The sequence below is a fragment of the Wenxinia marina DSM 24838 genome (genome assembly GCF_000379485.1).
Lineage (GTDB): Bacteria > Pseudomonadota > Alphaproteobacteria > Rhodobacterales > Rhodobacteraceae > Wenxinia > Wenxinia marina.
The window spans coordinates 33,630-49,168 of record NZ_KB902278.1 but is presented as its reverse complement, the minus strand read 5'-3'; the positions used below and the strand labels follow the sequence as shown (position 1 = coordinate 49,168).

The 15,539-nt window shown below is 69.6% G+C and carries 17 protein-coding genes; 2 read left to right on the top strand and 15 right to left on the bottom strand.

What is annotated here, in order from left to right; translation table 11 throughout:
• Positions 1-145: 145 nt before the first annotated feature.
• The 12 genes from A37W_RS0103670 to A37W_RS0103610 form a co-directional block, all read right to left on the bottom strand.
• Positions 146-1,135: an ABC transporter substrate-binding protein gene (locus A37W_RS0103670; RefSeq protein ID WP_018301670.1), complete on the bottom strand. Its 990-nt coding sequence runs from the start codon at positions 1,133-1,135 to the stop codon at positions 146-148.
• A 46-nt stretch (positions 1,136-1,181) separates the two neighbouring features.
• Entirely contained in the window at positions 1,182-2,126 is a 945-nt protein-coding gene (locus tag A37W_RS0103665) for an ABC transporter permease (RefSeq protein WP_018301669.1), read from the bottom strand.
• Positions 2,123-3,070: an ABC transporter permease gene (locus A37W_RS0103660; RefSeq protein ID WP_026198271.1), complete on the bottom strand. Its 948-nt coding sequence runs from the start codon at positions 3,068-3,070 to the stop codon at positions 2,123-2,125. Before A37W_RS0103660 ends, A37W_RS0103665 begins: the two co-directional genes overlap by 4 nt.
• A gap of 102 nt (positions 3,071-3,172) precedes the next feature.
• Positions 3,173-3,424 carry a hypothetical protein gene (locus A37W_RS0103650; protein WP_156169455.1) on the bottom strand — a complete coding sequence of 84 codons (252 nt, stop codon included), beginning with the start codon at positions 3,422-3,424 and terminating at the stop codon, positions 3,173-3,175.
• Positions 3,411-4,223, bottom strand: coding sequence for an ABC transporter ATP-binding protein (locus tag A37W_RS0103645; protein WP_229666025.1), 813 nt, complete (start codon positions 4,221-4,223; stop codon positions 3,411-3,413). Before A37W_RS0103645 ends, A37W_RS0103650 begins: the two co-directional genes overlap by 14 nt.
• Positions 4,216-4,554: a hypothetical protein gene (locus A37W_RS0103640; RefSeq protein ID WP_018301665.1), complete on the bottom strand. Its 339-nt coding sequence runs from the start codon at positions 4,552-4,554 to the stop codon at positions 4,216-4,218. Before A37W_RS0103640 ends, A37W_RS0103645 begins: the two co-directional genes overlap by 8 nt.
• 141 nt (positions 4,555-4,695) lie before the next feature.
• Positions 4,696-6,153, bottom strand: coding sequence for a dihydropyrimidinase (gene hydA / locus A37W_RS0103635; protein WP_018301664.1), 1,458 nt, complete (start codon positions 6,151-6,153; stop codon positions 4,696-4,698).
• A gap of 58 nt (positions 6,154-6,211) precedes the next feature.
• Complete coding sequence (locus tag A37W_RS0103630; RefSeq protein WP_018301663.1) at positions 6,212-6,493, bottom strand: GIY-YIG nuclease family protein; 282 nt, start codon at positions 6,491-6,493, stop codon at positions 6,212-6,214.
• A gap of 207 nt (positions 6,494-6,700) precedes the next feature.
• Positions 6,701-7,441 carry a class II aldolase/adducin family protein gene (locus A37W_RS0103625; RefSeq protein ID WP_018301662.1) on the bottom strand — a complete coding sequence of 247 codons (741 nt, stop codon included), beginning with the start codon at positions 7,439-7,441 and terminating at the stop codon, positions 6,701-6,703.
• A gap of 1 nt (position 7,442) precedes the next feature.
• Positions 7,443-7,598, bottom strand: a complete 156-nt coding sequence (locus tag A37W_RS23645) for a hypothetical protein (RefSeq protein WP_018301661.1) — start codon at positions 7,596-7,598, stop codon at positions 7,443-7,445.
• 7 nt (positions 7,599-7,605) lie between these two features.
• Positions 7,606-7,941 (bottom strand): hypothetical protein, encoded by a 336-nt coding sequence (locus tag A37W_RS20890; RefSeq protein ID WP_018301660.1) that lies wholly within the window; start codon positions 7,939-7,941, stop codon positions 7,606-7,608.
• Between the two features lie 78 nt (positions 7,942-8,019).
• The gene (locus A37W_RS0103610) at positions 8,020-9,270 is read right to left on the bottom strand and encodes a Zn-dependent hydrolase (protein WP_018301659.1); all 1,251 of its coding nucleotides are present in this window, start codon (positions 9,268-9,270) and stop codon (positions 8,020-8,022) included.
• A gap of 144 nt (positions 9,271-9,414) precedes the next feature.
• On the opposite strand from A37W_RS0103610, the gene A37W_RS0103605 reads away from it, so the two are divergent.
• Positions 9,415-10,056, top strand: a complete 642-nt coding sequence (locus tag A37W_RS0103605) for a TetR family transcriptional regulator C-terminal domain-containing protein (RefSeq protein ID WP_018301658.1) — start codon at positions 9,415-9,417, stop codon at positions 10,054-10,056.
• 75 nt (positions 10,057-10,131) lie between these two features.
• The gene (locus A37W_RS0103600) at positions 10,132-11,229 is read left to right on the top strand and encodes a histidine kinase dimerization/phosphoacceptor domain -containing protein (protein ID WP_018301657.1); all 1,098 of its coding nucleotides are present in this window, start codon (positions 10,132-10,134) and stop codon (positions 11,227-11,229) included.
• 197 nt (positions 11,230-11,426) lie between these two features.
• On the opposite strand, the gene A37W_RS0103595 is transcribed toward A37W_RS0103600, so the two are convergent.
• The 3 genes from A37W_RS0103595 to A37W_RS0103585 are packed head-to-tail and all read right to left on the bottom strand — an operon-like array spanning position 11,427 to position 15,535.
• Positions 11,427-13,022 (bottom strand): ABC transporter ATP-binding protein, encoded by a 1,596-nt coding sequence (locus A37W_RS0103595; RefSeq protein ID WP_018301656.1) that lies wholly within the window; start codon positions 13,020-13,022, stop codon positions 11,427-11,429.
• Positions 13,019-14,449 carry an ABC transporter permease gene (locus tag A37W_RS20885; RefSeq protein ID WP_018301655.1) on the bottom strand — a complete coding sequence of 477 codons (1,431 nt, stop codon included), beginning with the start codon at positions 14,447-14,449 and terminating at the stop codon, positions 13,019-13,021. Before A37W_RS20885 ends, A37W_RS0103595 begins: the two co-directional genes overlap by 4 nt.
• Complete coding sequence (locus tag A37W_RS0103585; protein ID WP_018301654.1) at positions 14,450-15,535, bottom strand: microcin C ABC transporter permease YejB; 1,086 nt, start codon at positions 15,533-15,535, stop codon at positions 14,450-14,452.
• Positions 15,536-15,539: the final 4 nt, after the last annotated feature.

Genomic DNA, 15,539 nt, shown 5'->3' with positions numbered 1-15,539 from the left:
CCCCTCCGGCCCCTGATAGCCGCGCTGGCCGTCCCGGGGAAAGGCTTCCCCTCGCCCGCGCCTCCGGTCCGGGTCCACTTGCCCCGGATATGCGAACGGGGCGCGCGACCAGCCGCCGCGCACCCCGCCCGGAACGATCAGGGGATCAGTTCTGCGCCGCGTCCGTCACCTCGTGGGTGAACGCGCCCTCGGGCTCGGCGGTGATGACCGGGTCCGACCCGCCGCCGAGCAGAGTGTCGACGGTCCGCTGGTAGGCCTCCTCGTCGAGGCTGCCGTCGGAGCCGGCGGTCAGCTTGGCGACCTCGCCCATCATGCGGATCTGGTGCTCTTCGGTCTGGGCGCCTGTCTCGTCGTAGTCGAGGACGATCATCGCCGCCTCCTCGGGGTTCTCCTCGGCCCATTTCCAGCCGCGCATGGAAGCCCGCACGAAGCGCGCCATCTCGTCCACGAATTCGGGATCCTCGAGGTTCTCCTCCATCACGTAGAGGCCGTCCTCGAGCGTGGCGACGCCCTGCTCGTCATAGCGGAAGTTCACCAGCTCTTCCGGCGTGACACCCGCGTCGATGACCTGCCAGTACTCGTTGTACGTCATGGTCGAGATGCAGTCGGCCTGCCGCTGCAGCAGCGGATCGACGTTAAAGCCCTGCTTCAGGACCTCGACGCTGCCCTCGGCCGCGCCGTCGGTCGCGATGCCGAGCGTGCTCATCCAGCTGAGGAACGGATACTCGTTGCCGAAGAACCAGACGCCGAGCGTGCGGTTGTCCAGATCCTCGGGGCTCTCGATGCCGACGTCGCCCCAGCAGGTCAGCTGCATGCCGGAGGCCGCAAAGGGCTGGGCGATGTTGACGAGCGGCAGGCCGTTCTCGCGGGCGGCGAGGGCGGCGGGCATCCATTCCACGATCACGTCGGCGCCGCCGCCCGCGATCACCTGCGTGGGCGCGATGTCGGGGCCGCCGGGCAGGATCGTGACGTCGAGGCCCTCTTCCTCGTAATAGCCGTTCTCGAGCGCGACGTAATAGCCGGCGAACTGGGCCTGGGTGACCCACTTCAGTTGCAGCGTCACCTCGTCCATCTCCTGCGCCAGCGCGCCGAGAGGTGCCAGCGTCAGACCGGCGGCCAGTAGCGTGTTCTTCATTTCCCGTTCTCCCTGTTGTCGGGCCCGGACTGCCCGGGCTCCCCTCTTATCGTTGCGACGGGTGCCAGAAGGTCATCCGCCGTTCCACCAGCGCGGCCAGCCCGTAGGTCGCCGTTCCCGCCAGCGCCGCCACCACAATCGACGCCCAGACCATGCCGAGGTCAAGCTGGCCGATCGAGGTCGAGATGCGGAAGCCGAGGCCGAGCGTCGGCGAGCCGAAGAATTCCGCGACGATCGCCCCGATCAGCGCCAGGGTCGTGCAGATTTTCAGCCCGTTGAAGATGAACGGCATCGCCGCGGGCAGCCGCAGGGTCGTCAGCGTCTGCCGCCACGAGGCGCCGTAGGTGCGCAGCAGGTCACGCTGCATCTGCGTGGTGTCGGCGAGGCCGGCGACCGTGTTCACCAGCATCGGGAAGAACACCATCAGGACGACTACGGCCGCCTTCGACTGCCAGCCGAACCCGTACCACATGACGAGGATCGGCGCCGTGCCGACGATCGGCAGCGCCGCCATGAAGTTGCCCAACGGGAGGAGGCCCCGGCGCAGGAAGGAGAACCGGTCCACCAGAAGCGCGACGAGGAACGCCGCCCCGCAGCCGATGACGTAGCCGGCGAGCGCGCCCTTCAGGATCGTCTGCACGAAGTCGGCCCAGAGGGTGCCGGCACGGGCGGCGAAGGTCTCGGCCACCAGGCTCGGCGGCGGCAGGATCACCTGCGGCACGTCGTAGAGGCGCACCGTCAGCTCCCACAGGACGATCAGACTCGCCCCGAACAACGCCGCGACGGCCAGCGCGCCGCCCGCGCTGCGGACCCGCAGGGACAGCACGACGTTCAGCGTCCACGCCGCCGCCCACAGCGCGAGGATGGCGAGGAGGCGCGGATCCCAGACCGCGCCGATGGAGAACGCGCCCGTCAGGAGGGCGACGAGCGTCAGCACGGCCAGAAGTCCCAGAGCGGCGAGCACGGGCGTGGCGTAGGGAGACAGCCTCATCCCGCGACCCCCATCGCCCGCAGCGTCCGCCGCTCGGCCCAGCCGATGACCCAGACCAGCAGCGCGGCGAGGACGGCCGCCGCGAACAGCGCCGACCAGATCTGCACCGTCTGGCCGTAGTAGCTGCCCGCCAGCATCCGCGCGCCGAGGCCCCCCTTCTGCACCGGCAGCTCGCCCACGATGGCGCCGACGAGGCTCGCCGCGATGGCGATCTTGAGCGAGGCGAAGAGGTAGGGGACGGACGCCGGCAGCCGCAGCTTCCAGAACACCTGGCCCCGGCTCGCGCTGTAGGTGCGCATCAGGTCGAGATCCATCCTCTCGGGCGCGCGAAGGCCCTTCACCATACCGACGACGACCGGGAAGAAGGACAGGTAGGCCGAGATCACCGCCTTTGGCAGCAGGCCCTGCACGCCCACGGAATAGAGGACGACGATGATCATCGGCGCCAGCGCGACGATGGGCACGGTCTGGCTGACGATGGCCCAGGGCATGACGCTGAGGTCCATCGTCCGCGAATGGACGATCCCGACGGCGAGCAGGATCCCGAGGATCGAGCCGATGAGAAAACCGGACAGCGTCGCGGCCAGCGTGATGCCGCCGTGATAGATCAGCGACCGGTTCGAGAAGCTCCCGGACTGCACGATGCCGCGCCGTCCGTTCACCTCTTCGTCCCAGGTCGTCGCCCAGATCTCGGCCGCGACCTGGTGCGGCGCCGGCAGGCGCGGCCGCTCCAGCGACCACGATTCGCCGAGGAGGCCGGGATTGCGCAGGGCGAGCGTCAGACCGGAAAGGTCCCGCCGCTCCACCGCCGTCGGCGGGTCGATGACGGCACCCGCCCGCTCGGCCCTGGTCAGCGTCTCGGCCGCGTTCATCACCGGGACGGCGGCGTACCACAGGGCCAGAAGGCCCAGCACGACGACGAGGACGGGCACGAGGCTACGCACGGCGCCCCCTCGCCGCGGCGCCGGGCACCAGCGCCGTCACGAATGCCAGCACGGCGGCGACCGCGCCGGCGGCAGACAGCGACGCGAGGACCGGCGGGGCCCTCACGAATGCCGCCTCCGCGCCGCGCGCAGCCACAGCGCCACGACGGCGCCGATGGCGATGACGCCGCCCGCCACCATCACGATGCGGGCCTCGGCGCAGCGGGTCAGGCCGGGCACGACCATGCAGTTCCGCTCGGAATGGACGGCCCAGGCGGCGCCGACGAAGGACAGGCCGAAGACGAACGCAACGATGACGATGGTCTTGAAGACCCAGCCCCTCATCTCGCGCCGGCCCCCGTCACTCATCGACATGCCCCGCCCTCAGCCCCTCGCGCACGCGGTGGGCGATCTCGATGAACTCTCGGCTGTCGCGGATGTCGAGCGGCCGCTCGCGCGGAAGCGGGCTGTCGATCACGTCGGTGATCCGGCCGGGCCGCGGGCTCATCACCACGATCCGCGTGGAGAGGTAGACCGCCTCGGGGATCGAGTGGGTGACGAAGCCGATGGTCTTTCCGGTCCTGTCCCACAGGCGCAGCAGTTCTTCGTTGAGGCGGTCGCGGACGATCTCGTCCAGCGCGCCGAACGGCTCGTCCATCAGCAGGAGGTCGGCATCGAACGCCAGCGCCCGCGCGATCGAGGCGCGCTGCTGCATCCCGCCCGACAGCTGCCAGGGAAACTTCTTCTCGAAGCCGGCGAGGTCCACCAGCTCCAGCACCCTGGCGACCCGCTCGTCCCTCTCGGCCCGGGGAAAACCCATGATCTCCAGCGGAAGGCGGACATTGCCTCCGATGGTGCGCCAGGGGTACAGGCCCGCCGCCTGGAAGACGTAGCCGTAGGCGCGGCTGCGGCGCGCTTCGTCCGCCGTCATCCCGTTGACGCTCAGCGTGCCGCCTGTCGGCGTCTCCAGCCCGGCGATGCAGCGCAGGAACGTCGTCTTTCCGCAGCCCGAGGGGCCGATGAAGCTGACGAACTCGCCGCGGCGGATGTCGAGATCGACGCCCTTCAGCGCGTGCACCGGGCCGTCGGCCGTCTGGAAGGTGAGATCGAGGCCGCGGGCGGAGATCACCGCGTCGGCCGGTCCGGGTGCCGTCGCGGCCCGTGCCTCAGCCAAGGGTTCCGCCACGGTTGATGACCCAGGTTCGCCACGTGGACATGACGAGGAAGAAGGACGCCATCGGCGCCGCGAGCAGGGCGTAGGCGTAGGACAGCTCGCCCATGTCGCCGGTGCAGGCCTGCGCCCCGCCGCCGCCCAGCGGCAGGTCCACCGGCAGCACCCCGCAGAAGCGCAGGACGTCGATCGCCGTGACGGCGAAGTAGACGGCGCCGGCGGCACCGACGAGGGCCGACAGGCGCGGGTGGCCCGTCCGGGTGGCCAGCCACATCAACCCGGCAATTCCGCCGACGAAGGCCGCGATCATGATCGCCAGTCCAACAAGCAGCATATCGGAGACTCAGACCTCGCTACCCACTCGCAGTGCACCCCCGAACCGCGCCGAAGGCAAGCCATGCACTCTCGCCCTAACCGCAACGGCGCCCGAGGCCAAGCCCGCACGCCGCACCCTTGCCACCCCGTCGCGCCGGCGTCACACGCCCGTGGCCGGAATGCCCGTGCGCTCCACCGGCCGGGGCGACGTCAGCTCCTTCCAGGTGGAAAGGGCGCGGTTCACCGGCGTGTTCGCCTCGCGCGGGACGAACTGGCCATGCCCCTCCTGCCCCCGGACCTCGCCGTCGTGCACCGCGACCCTGCCACGGGTCAGGGTGAAGCGCGGCAGCCCCTTCACGTGTTTCCCCTCGAAGACGTTGTAATCGATGACCGATTGCTGAGTCTTTGCGCTGATCGTCTTTTCCTTCATCGGATCCCAGACGACGATGTCCGCGTCCGACCCGACCCGGATCGCCCCCTTCTTCGGGTAGCAATTCAGGATCTTGGCGATGTTGGTCGAGGTGACGGCCACGAACTCGTTCGGCGTCAGCCGCCCTGTTCCGACGCCGTAGGTCCACAGCATCGGCAGCCGGTCCTCCAGCCCGCCGGTGCCGTTCGGGATCTTGGTGAAGTCGCCGATGCCGGTGCGCTTCTGCTCGGTCGTGAAGGCGCAGTGATCCGTCGCGACCACCGACAGCGACCCGGCCTGCAGGCCGGCCCACAGCGAATCCTGGTTCTTCTTGTCCCGGAACGGCGGCGACATCACGCGGCGGGCGGCATAGTCCCAGTCCTGGTTGAAGTACTCGCTTTCGTCCAGCGTCAGGTGCTGGATCAGCGGCTCGCCCCAGACCCGCTTGCCCTGCTGGCGCGCCCGGCGGATCGCCTCGTGGCTGTCCTCGCAGGAGGTGTGGACGACGTAGAGCGGCACGCCCGCCATGTCGGCGATCATGATCGCCCGGTTCGTCGCCTCGCCCTCGACCTGCGGCGGACGGGAGTAGGCGTGGCCTTCGGGGCCGGTGTTCCCCTCGCGCAGCAGGCGGGCCGACAGGTCGGCCACCACGTCGCCGTTCTCGGCATGGACCATCGCGATGCCGCCCAGCTCCGCGAGGCGCTGGAACGAGGCGTACATCTCGTCGTCCTGCACCATCAGCGCGCCCTTGTAGGCCATGAAGTGCTTGAAGGTGTTGATGCCGCGGTCCTCGATGACAGACTTCATCTCGTGGAACACCTGCTCGCCCCACCAGGTGACGGCCATGTGGAACGAGTAGTCGCAGTGGGCGCGGGTCGACTTGTTGTCCCACATCTTCAGCGCGTCGTGCAGGCCCTGCCCCGGGCTCGGCAGCGCGAAGTCCACCACCATCGTCGTCCCGCCGGCAAGGGCGGCACGCGTGCCGCTCTCGAAGTCGTCGGCCGAGTAGGTGCCCATGAACGGCATCTCGAGATGCGTGTGCGGGTCGATCCCGCCCGGCATGACGTAGCAGCCGGTCGCGTCCAGCTCCTCGTCGCCCGTCAGGTTCTCGCCGATCTCGGCGATCCGCCCGCCCTCGACCAGGACGTCGGCCTTGTAGGTCAGGTCATGGGTGACGATCGTGCCGTTTCTGATGACGGTGGTGGTCATGCGGTCTCTCCCGTTTCAGTGCCCCGCGCCCCGGCCCTGAGCCGGGGCCTCGCCGGGCTCAGGGAAGCGCGTGGATCACGTCCTTCCAGTCGGGGTTCGCCCCGGTGATCAGCTGGTCCTTCCAGGCCCTGTGCCATCGCTTGATGGCTCGTTCCCGCCGGAGCGATGTTTCGAAGTCGTCGTGCGCCTCGAACCAGACGAGGGTGCGGATCCCGTACTTCGATGTGTGCAGGGAGAGCCCGGCGCGATGCGCCTCGATCCGCTGCCGCAAGTTGCGGGTCCGTCCGATGTAGATCGCGCCGCCGGGGCGGGAGGCCAGGATGTAGACGTAGTGAGGCACGCCGCAGCGATACGTCGTCCCGGCTAACCGATGGTGAACAAAGCCGGTCGGGGCCCCGGGTCAGGCCCGGGGCGGGTATTCTGGAGTGCTCCGGTGCACCTCGCCCCCACCCGCCCCGGGCCTGACCCGAAGCACCGCCGATGACCAAGGCCCACCCGCCCCGGGCCTGACCCGGGGCCTCGCCCCACCAAGTGCCCCCACTCACCCTCATTCCCGATAGTCCGGCTCTTCCCGGTCGAGGATCCGCTTCATCTCCTCGAAATGCGCCACCTCGGCGTCCTTGTACGCCGCCCACTCCGCCGCCGTCGCCTCGGCCAGCGCGTCGTCCATGACGGCGAGCGACCGCCCGGTCGAATAGGCCAGCACCATTGTCCGCGCCGCCCGCTCCAGGTGGTACATGGCGTCGAACGCCTCGGCGACGGTGGCGCCGAGCGTGGTGACGCCGTGGTTGCCCATCATCACCGCGCCGTGGTTGCCGATGGTCCGGGCGATCCTCTCGCCCTCGGCCTCTTCCGTGGCGATGCCGCCGAAGGACAGGTCGTAGGCGAGGCGGCCGTGCCAGCGCGCCGTGACCTGGTCGATCGGCAGGATCGTCGGGTCCTTGAGGCCGGCCAGCGCGGTGCAGTAGGGCGGGTGCAGGTGGATCGCGACGCGCGCCTGCGGCAGCGACCGGTGCAGGGCCGAGTGGATCGACCAGGCCGACGGGTCGGGCGCGTCCGGGCGCTGCATCGTCGTGCGGTCGTCGGCATCGACGAGCAGCAGGTCGGACGCCCGGATGCGGCTGAAGTGCATCCAGCGGGGATTCACGAGAAACGTGCGCCCGTCGGGCGAGACCGCGGCCGAGAAGTGGTTCGCGACCCCCTCGTGCCAGCCCTCGCGGGCGGCGAGGCGGAACATCGCGGCGAGATCGACGCGCAGGTCGGCCTCGGTGGCGGCGGCGTCGAGCATGCTAGTCCTCCCCGTCCAGTTCGGCCCGCAAACCGGCCAGGCAGTCCGCCTCGAGCGTCGGGTCGACATCGAGGCAGAGCGGCACCTCCTGCGCCCGCCCCGCGGCCGGCAGCGCGAGCGCGGCGACGGCGGCGAGGAAGGGCGGAAGGCGGCGCATCGCGGACCTATTGCAGCGGCGCGGCCAGCGGCTCGCCCGCCAGCATGTCCGACGTTGGCGGAGCGCCGTCGCAGATCGGGTTGCCGGCAGCGTCGCGGATCAGGTAGCCCGACGGCGGCACCGTCGCCTCGACGGTGAACAGGTAGCAGCCGTCGGCGTTCTTGATCACGGTCGTTTGCGGCGCCCCCGGCGGCAGCGCGGCGACGACCTGCGGCGGCAGCGGCGGAGGCGGCGGCGGTTCGGCCGGCTCTTCGGGCGGGAAGATGCCGTTCAGGGTGTCCTGGATGCCGCCGGCGCAGCCGGCCAGCAGCGCCACCAGCGCGAGGGGAAGAAAGCGGGTCACAGTCGTTTCACCATCGAAAAAGGTCTCGTTGCGCCCTGCTTACGGCACATGGACGAGCGGCGCCACCACGGGGCCCGCTCACTCCACGATCACCGCCGTGTCCACCACCGCGTGAAACAGCACGTCGGCCCCGGCGCGCGCCCACTCGGGGCTGATCTCCTCGGCCTCGTTGTGGCTCAGGCCGTCCACGCAGGGGCAGAAGATCATCGCCGTCGGCGCGACGCGGTTGATCCAGCAGGCGTCGTGGCCGGCGCCCGAGACGATGTCCATGTGGGAATAGCCCAGCCGATCGGCGGCGGACCGCACGGCCGACACGCAGCCGGCGTCGAACTCCACCGGGTCGAAATGCCCGGTCGGCTCGATCTCGATACCCAGACCGAGCTCGGCGGCGATGTCGGCCGCCTCTTTCTCCAGCCGCTCCCGCATCGAGGTCAGCTTGGCCAGATCGGGCGAGCGGAAGTCGATGGTGAAGACCGCGCGCCCGGGGATCACGTTGCGCGAGTTCGGATAGACGTTCGCCTGCCCGACCGCGCCGACGGCGTTCGCCTGGTGATCCATCGCGATCCGATGCACGGCCTCGGTGATCCGCGCCATGCCGAGACCGGCGTTCACCCGCATGTTCATCGGGGTGGAGCCGGTATGCGCGTCCTTGCCGGTCAGCCGCACCTCCAGCCACCACAGGCCCTGCCCGTGGGTGACGACGCCGATGTCCTTGCCCTCGGCCTCGAGGATCGGGCCCTGCTCGATATGCAGCTCGAAGAAGGCGTGCATCCTGCGGTCGCCGACCGCCTCCTCGCCCTTCCAGCCGATGCGCTCCAGCTCGGCGCCGAAGCTTTTGCCGTCCGCGTCCTTGCGGTCGTAGGCCCAGTCGAGGGCGTGCTCGCCCGCGAAGACGCCGGAGGCGAGCATCGCGGGGGCGAAGCGGGTGCCCTCCTCGTTCGTCCAGTTGGTCACGACGATCGGGTGCTTCGTCCTGATGCCGAGGTCGTTCAGCGTGCGGATGATCTCCAGCCCGCCCAGCACGCCGAGCACGCCGTCGTACCTGCCGCCGGTCGGCTGGGTGTCGAGGTGGCTGCCGACGTAGACCGGCAGCGCATCGGGGTCGGTCCCCTCGCGCCGGGCGAACATCGTGCCCATCGCGTCGACGCCGGTGGTCAGCCCCGCCTCGTCACACCAGCGCTTGAACAGCGCGCGCCCCTCGGCGTCGGCGTCGGTCAGGGTCTGGCGGTTGTTGCCGCCGGCGACGCCGGGGCCGATCTTCGCCATCTCCATCAGGCTGTCCCAGAGGCGCTCGCCGTTGATGCGAAGGTTCTCGCCGGGTGCGGCCATGGTCCCCGTCTCCCCTGCTGGCGCGGCCGTGCCTGCGCGTCTGCCGATTTGACCATTCGGTCAAAGGCACGCTACCAGAGGCGGGAGGGCAGTCAACCCGCCGGCCGACGCGGACCGGCGCGAGGACCGGGAGGCGGCGGGCGGATGACGGGCAGCGCGGTGGAGGGGACGACGCGGATCCAGGCTCGGAACCGGCAGGCGATCCTGGAGGCGGGGCTCGACGTCTTCTCCCAGCACGGCTTCCGCGGCGCGACACTCGACCAGATCGCCGGAGAGGCGGGCCTTTCGAAGCCCAACGTCCTCTACTACTTCGCGTCCAAGGAGGCGATCTACGCAGCCCTTCTGGAACGACTTCTCGACACCTGGCTCGCCCCCCTCGCGGCGCTCGACCCGGACGGCGAGCCCGAAGACGAGATCCTCGGCTACGTCCGCCGCAAGCTGGTGATGAGCCGCGACTATCCGCGCGAGAGCCGCCTCTTCGCCAACGAGATCCTTCAGGGCGCTCCGCGCATCGGCGAGATCCTCGGCACCGATCTTCGGGTGATGGTGGACGACAAGGCCGCGGTGATCCGCGGCTGGGCGGCGGACGGGAAGATCGCGGACGTGGAGCCGCATCACCTGATCTTCTCGATCTGGGCGCTGACCCAGCACTACGCCGACTACGACGTTCAGGTCCGCGCCGTCCTCGGCGGCGCCGACCCGTTTCCGCAGGCCGAAGCCTTCCTCGTCCACCTGTATCGGCGCACGATCGCGCCCGGCCCACCTTCGGGACGAGAGCGGACTTGACACCCGATGCCGGCCCTTTAAGCCTCCACGGTCATTTGCCCGTCCCCGTAGTTTAGCAGCAGGACGACCCGTCGCATGCAGGCGCCGAAGCATCCGCAGGAGACGGCGAGGCTGAACCTCGTCGCTCAGTACGGGATCCTCGACACCCCCGAGGAGCCGGAATTCGATGCCATCGCCCGACTGGCGGCCGTGATCTGCGACGCGCCCGTCGCGCTCGTCTCGATCCTCGACCGCAACCGGCAATGGTTCAAGGCGCACCACGGGACGGATCTGACCGAGACCCCGCTCGAGCAGTCGATCTGCGGTCATGCCGTTCTCGGCGACGGCCTTCTCGAGATCGAGGATACCGCCGCCGATCCGCGCACGACGGACAACCCGCTCTGCATCGGCGGCGACGCCTTCCGCTTCTATGCCGGCGCGCCCATCGTCGACGGGTCCGGCCTGCCTGTCGGCACGGTCTGCGTCCTCGACCAGCGGCCGCGCACGCTGAGCGGCGCGCAGCAGCAGGCGCTGAGCGACCTCGCCGACCAGGCGATGCGGCTGATCAAGTTGCGCAGCGCCCTCAGCGACGCCGAGCTGGTGGTGCAGGAGACGAACCACCGCATAAAGAACTCGCTGCAGTCGGTCTCGGCCTACGTCCGGCTTCAGCGCGCCAACCTCGTCGGCGCGGGCGAGGACGCGCTGGCGGCCTTTCGCGCGACCGAGACGCGCATCGGGTCGGTCGCCGCGCTGCACGAGGCGTTGTGCTACTCGGCGGTCGGAGAGAGGGTGGATCTCGCCGGTTATGCCGAGCGGATCCTGTCGCTGACGATGGCGAACGCGCCCGGGCACGTGCGCGGCGTAGTCGAGATCGAGCCGTGCCGCGTCAGCTCGCGCCAGGCCTCGGCGCTCGGCACGATCTTCAGCGAGTTCGTGTCGAACTCGGTGCGCCACGGCTTTCCCGACGGGCGCGCGGGGGCGATCCGCCTCGCCGGCCGGTTCGATGGCGACGGCCGGATGCGGATCGAGTGCAGCGACGACGGCGTCGGCCTCGCCGCCGGCCCCGTGCCCGGCGGACTGGGCGGTCTCGGCTTCCGCATCATCGAGGGCGCGATCCAGCAGCTCGACGCCGAGAAGCTGGAGCTGACGGCCGGCGACGGCACGCGCCTGGCACTGGTGTTCGAGCCGGAGTAGCTGCGCCTCGGAACCGCGGGCCCGTTAGCTCCGCCAGAGAGGGCGGCGTCCGGGGGCCAAAATGGTGCCCGGACCTCTTGCGCCACTCCACCCGGCCGGGCGAGCAAGGATCCGGCCCTGCCTCATGCCTTGGCGTCGGTCTTTCCGGCGCAGCCTCCGGGGCTCATGGCCACGCGCGAGGACACCCGGATGGACCGTCAGGCCGCCCTGCCCTCGAACGCGGCGGCCATCAAGGCGCGGGTATAGTCTGTCTGCGGCGCGTCGAAGATCGCGGCCGCGTCGCCGGCCTCCACCACGTCGCCGTTCTTCATCACCATCACCTTGTGCGACAGCGCGCGCACGACCTTGAGGTCGTGGCTGATGAACAGGTAGGCCAGTCCGTACTTCTGCTGCAGGTCGCGCAGCAGCTCAACGATCTGCACCTGCACCGTCATGTCGAGCGCGCTCGTCGGCTCGTCCAGCACCATCAGGCGGGGCCGCAGGATCAGGGCGCGGGCGATGGCGATGCGCTGGCGCTGGCCGCCGGAGAACTCGTGCGGGTAGCGGTCCATCGCGGCGGGGTCGAGGCCGACCTCGCGCATGATCTCGGCCACCATCTCGCGCCGGTTGCGGCCCTTCTCGACCCCGTGAACGGTCAGGCCCTCGGAGATGATCTGCTCCACCGTCATCCGCGGGGAGAGCGACCCGTAGGGGTCCTGGAACACGATCTGCATCTCGGACCGGAGCGGCCGCATCTGCCGCGTGTTCAGCCCGTCGATCTGGCGGCCCTGGAAGGCGATGCCGCCCTCCGAGTGGATCAGCCGCATCATGGCCAGCGCCAGCGTCGTCTTGCCCGATCCGCTCTCGCCCACGACGCCCACCGTCTCGCCCGCGCGAACCGTGAGCGTCGCGTCGTTGACGGCGCGGATGTGGCCGGCGGTGCGCTTCAGCATGCCCTTGTGGATCGGGAACCAAATCTTCAGGTGCTCGGTCTCCGCCACCACCGGGGCGTCCGCGGGCACCGGAGGCGGCACGCCCACGCTCTCGGCCGACAGCAGCATCTGCGTGTAGGGGTGCTGCGGGTTGGCGAAGATCTCGGCGGTGGGACCGTGCTCCACGATCTCGCCGTCCTTCATCACGCAGACCCGGTCGGCGATCCGCCGGACGATGGTCAGGTCGTGGGTGATGAACAGCATCGACAGGCCGGTCCGGGCCTTGAGGTCGGCGAGCAGGTCGAGGATCTGCGCCTGGATCGTCACGTCGAGGGCGGTCGTCGGCTCGTCCGCGATCAGCAGGTCGGGATCGTTCGACAGCGCCATCGCGATCATCACCCGCTGGCGCTGGCCGCCGGACAGCTGGTGCGGATAGGCGCCAAGGCGTGTGCGCGGCTCGCGGATGCCGACCTGGGTCAGCAGCTCCACGATCCGCTCGGTCACCGCGGCGCCGCGCAGGCCCTGGTGCAGCTCGATCGATTCGCGCAGCTGCTTTTCGATCGTGTGCAGCGGGTTGAGCGAGGTCATCGGCTCCTGGAAGATGAAGCTGATATCGTTGCCGCGGATGTCGCGCAGCACCTTGTCGCCGGCGCCGATCATCTCGCGCCCGTCGTAGCGGACGCTGCCCGACAGGCGCGCGCTCTCGCCGAGGAGCTGGACGGTAGACAGGGCGGTGACGGACTTGCCGGACCCGCTCTCCCCCACCAGCGCGACCGTCTCGCCGCGGCCGACTTCGAACGAGACGCCGCGCACCGCATGGACGGTGCCGCCGTCCTGGCTGAAGCGGACGTTCAGGTCCCGGACCTCGAGGAGCGCGCTCATGCCGCCATTCCCATCGGCCGCCGCGAGGATTCGCGGGCGTGCCCCAGCGGCCCCCCTCCCTCACGCCGGGAGGGCGAGGCGGCGAGGGCCGCGTCGGCCTCGGCCTGCGCCTGGCTCTCGGTCACCTCCGGCCCCTCGCCGGTGAAGGTCTTGCGCGGATCGAACGCGTCGCGGACGCCCTCGAAGATGAAGACCAGCAGCGACAGCATGATCGCGAAGGTGAAGAAGGCGGTGAAGGCCAGCCACGGCGCCTGCAGGTTCTGCTTGGCCTGCAACGTCATCTCGCCCAGCGACGGGGCCGAGGACGGCAGCCCGAAGCCGAGGAAGTCGAGGCTCGCAAGCGTGCCGATGGCGCCGGTCACCAGGAACGGCAGCATCGTCACCGTCGCCACCATCGCGTTCGGCAGCATGTGGCGGAACATGATCGTCCGGTCGGAGACGCCGAGCGCCTTGGCCGCGCGAACATACTCGAAGTTGCGCGCCCGCAGGAACTCCGCCCGCACGACCCCCACCAGCGCGGGCCAGCCGAACAGCACCGTCAGGAACACCAGAAGCCAGAAACTTCGCCCCAGGATCGCGAAGATGATGATGATGACGTACAGGCTGGGCGTGCCGGTCCAGATCTCGATGATCCGCTGGAAGATGAGGTCGGTCCAGCCGCCGAAATAGCCCTGCACCGCGCCGGCGATGACGCCGATCAGCGACGAGGCGACGGTGACCATCAGCGCGAAGAGCACCGACAGGCGGAAACCGTAGATGACCCGCGCCAGCACGTCCCGCTTGGTGTCGTCGGTGCCGAGGAGGTTGGCGCCGCGATAGGCGGGCGGCAGCAGGCCGAACTGCTCCTCGCCCTCGGCATCGGTCCAGTAGCCGACCACGTTCGGCGGCGACGGCGCGACGCCCGGGCGGTCGACGATGGTGTCGTAGGAATAGGGCAGCAGCGGCCAGACCATCCAGCCGGCCTCGAACCCTTCGAGGTCAGGGGTCTCGCCTTGCGCGACCTGCGCGATCAGCTCGTTCGGCGTGTCGAAGCAGGCGTCCATGCCGCCGGTCACGATCAGGCACTGCACCTCGGGGTCGCCGTAAGCGGCCTCGGTCGGGAAGTCGCCGCCGAACTCCTGCTCGGAATAGAACGAGAAGATCGGCATCCGGATCTCGCCGCGGTAGCTGACGAGGACCGGCTTGTCGTTGGCGAAGAACTCCGCGAACAGCGACAGCCCGAACAGGATGCCGAAGATCCATAGCGACCACAGCGCCCGGCGGTTGCGCTTGAAGTTGCGCCAGCGGCGCTGGTTCAGGGGCGACAGGCGCGGCCGGCGCCCCGTGGGCGCGCCCTGCGGCGTCAGCGTGGTCGACGGATCGACCGCCTCGCCCGGATGCGGCGCGCTGGAGGCAGCCTCGTTGCGGTACGGGTCGGGGTCGGACATCTATCCTCGGCTCTCGAAATCGATGCGGGGGTCGATGAAGACGTAGGTGAGGTCGGTCAGGATGCCGATCACGAGGCCCAGCAGCGAGAAGGCGAACAGGGTGCCGAACACCACCGGATAGTCCCGCGCCAGCGTCGCCTCGTAGCCGAGCCGGCCGAGACCGTCGAGGCTGAACAGCGTCTCGATGATGAGGCTGCCGCCGAAGAACACGCCGATGAAGAGGGCGGGAAAGCCCGAGATCACGATCAGCATCGCGTTGCGGAAGAGATGCCCGTAAAGGACCCGCCGCTCGGCCAGGCCCTTGGCGCGGGCGGTCATCACGTACTGCTTCTTGATCTCGTCGAGGAAGCTGTTCTTGGTCAGCAGCGTCAGCGTGGCGAAGGACGAGATCAGCGAGGCCAGCACCGGCAGGGTGATGTGCCACAGGTAGTCGAGGACCTTCCCGATCAGGCTCAGCTGCTCCCAATTGTCGGACGTCAGGCCCCGCAGCGGGAAGATGCGCCAGTAGCTGCCGCCCGCGAAGAGGACGATCAGCAGGATCGCGAAGAGGAAGCCCGGGATCGCGTAGCCGACGATGATCGCGCCCGACGTCCAGGTGTCGAACGGCGTGCCGTCGCGCACCGCCTTGCGGATGCCCAGCGGGATCGAGATCAGGTAGGCGATCAGCGTCGACCACAGGCCGAGCGTGATCGAGACCGGCATCTTCTCGAGCACCAGGTCCACCACGCTGATCGAGCGGAACCAGCTCTCGCCGAAGTCGAAGCGCATGTAGTCCCACATCATCATCAGGAACCGCTCGAGCGGCGGCTTGTCGAAGCCGAACTCCCGCTCGAGCTGTTCGATGAATTCCGGCGGCAGACCGCGGGCGCCGACGTAGCCCGACATGCCGCCGCCCGTGGTGGCCTCGCTCACCTCGTTGCCGCCGCCGGCGATCGTCTCGAAGACGTCGCCGCCGCCCTCCATCTGCGCGATGATCTGCTCGATCGGCCCGCCGGGCACGAACTGGATCAGCGCGAAGTTGACGATCATGATCCCGAGCAGCGTCGGGATCACGAGCAGCAGCCGGCGAAGGATGTAGGCCCCCACGACG

Coding starts and splice junctions, on each gene's coding strand:
- A37W_RS0103670 (WP_018301670.1), bottom strand. CDS start 1,135: ATGAAGAACACGCTACTGGCCGCCGGTCTGACGCTGGCACCTCTCGGC.
- A37W_RS0103665 (WP_018301669.1), bottom strand. CDS start 2,126: ATGAGGCTGTCTCCCTACGCCACGCCCGTGCTCGCCGCTCTGGGACTT.
- A37W_RS0103650 (WP_156169455.1), bottom strand. CDS start 3,424: ATGTCGATGAGTGACGGGGGCCGGCGCGAGATGAGGGGCTGGGTCTTC.
- A37W_RS0103640 (WP_018301665.1), bottom strand. CDS start 4,554: ATGCTGCTTGTTGGACTGGCGATCATGATCGCGGCCTTCGTCGGCGGA.
- hydA (WP_018301664.1), bottom strand. CDS start 6,153: ATGACCACCACCGTCATCAGAAACGGCACGATCGTCACCCATGACCTG.
- A37W_RS0103625 (WP_018301662.1), bottom strand. CDS start 7,441: ATGCTCGACGCCGCCGCCACCGAGGCCGACCTGCGCGTCGATCTCGCC.
- A37W_RS23645 (WP_018301661.1), bottom strand. CDS start 7,598: ATGCGCCGCCTTCCGCCCTTCCTCGCCGCCGTCGCCGCGCTCGCGCTG.
- A37W_RS0103610 (WP_018301659.1), bottom strand. CDS start 9,270: ATGGCCGCACCCGGCGAGAACCTTCGCATCAACGGCGAGCGCCTCTGG.
- A37W_RS0103605 (WP_018301658.1), top strand. CDS start 9,415: ATGACGGGCAGCGCGGTGGAGGGGACGACGCGGATCCAGGCTCGGAAC.
- A37W_RS0103600 (WP_018301657.1), top strand. CDS start 10,132: ATGCAGGCGCCGAAGCATCCGCAGGAGACGGCGAGGCTGAACCTCGTC.
- A37W_RS0103595 (WP_018301656.1), bottom strand. CDS start 13,022: ATGAGCGCGCTCCTCGAGGTCCGGGACCTGAACGTCCGCTTCAGCCAG.
- A37W_RS20885 (WP_018301655.1), bottom strand. CDS start 14,449: ATGTCCGACCCCGACCCGTACCGCAACGAGGCTGCCTCCAGCGCGCCG.